The organism is Nocardioides guangzhouensis (assembly GCF_004519545.1).
Taxonomy (GTDB): domain Bacteria; phylum Actinomycetota; class Actinomycetes; order Propionibacteriales; family Nocardioidaceae; genus Nocardioides; species Nocardioides guangzhouensis.
On sequence record NZ_SDKM01000119.1, the window covers coordinates 1 to 940 of the forward strand.

1 protein-coding gene is annotated in these 940 nt (G+C 72.6%); it reads left to right on the forward strand.

The genetic code is table 11. From position 1 onward, the window contains the following. Positions 1-167: 167 nt before the first annotated feature. The coding region (locus EKO23_RS24720) for an SRPBCC family protein (RefSeq protein WP_134721245.1) at positions 168-940 on the forward strand (773 nt) is incomplete at its 3' end.

Consider the following 940-nt stretch of genomic DNA (forward strand, 5'->3'; position numbering starts at 1 on the left):
ACGCTGACCATCGACACCCAGATCGGCTTCCGGTCGGCCGCCGACCGGGCTGCCTTCGCCGACGACCTGACCGCCGCGGTGCTCGACCTGGCCGCTCGCTACCACCACGACGACGGGCGCCCGCACCGGCTCCTCGTCGCCGCCCACCCCCTTCCTGAGGAGAACCCATGAGCACCACCCCGAACGTCCCGTACCGCCTGGAGTTCAGCGTCGAGGTCCCGGGCACCCCGGAGCAGGTCTGGCAGGCGATCGCCACCGCCAAGGGCATGAGCGCCTGGTTCGCGCCGACCGAGATGGAGGAGCGCGAGGGCGGCTCCCTGCACTTCACCATGGGCCCGGAGATGGGCTCGGACGGCCAGGTCACCGCATGGGAGCCGCCGCGCCGCCTCGTCTACGAGGAGGACTGGGCCGCCCTCATGGGCATGGACCCCGATGCGCTCAGCCCGCTGACGTCGGAGTTCCTCGTCGAGGCACAGTCCGGCGGAACCTGTATCGTGCGCGTCACCAGCAGCGGCTTCGGGACCGGCGCCGCCTGGGAGTCGGAGTTCTGGGACACCATGGGCCCGGGCTGGATGCCGTTCTTCGACAACCTGCGCCTCTACCTGTCGCACTTCCCCGGCCAGGAGGCCACACACCTGGAGGCCACCGCCTCCCACCCCGGCGACGCGGACGCGCTCTGGTCGACCCTGCACCACGCGCTCGGGCTGCGCGACGAGGGCGCCACGGTCGAGGTGCGCGGCGCCACCGGCACGGTCGAGCGCGTCGGTGAACGGCAGACCCTGGTCCGGCTCACCGCGCCGGTGCCCGGAATGCTCAGCGTCTTCGCGTGGGACGAGGGCGACGGCAAGGCGACGGCGGGCGTACGGGCGTACCTGTTCTCCGCAGAAGCCGCGGACTACGCGCGGCGCGAAGAGCCGGCCTGGCAGGCCTGGCTGCAGGG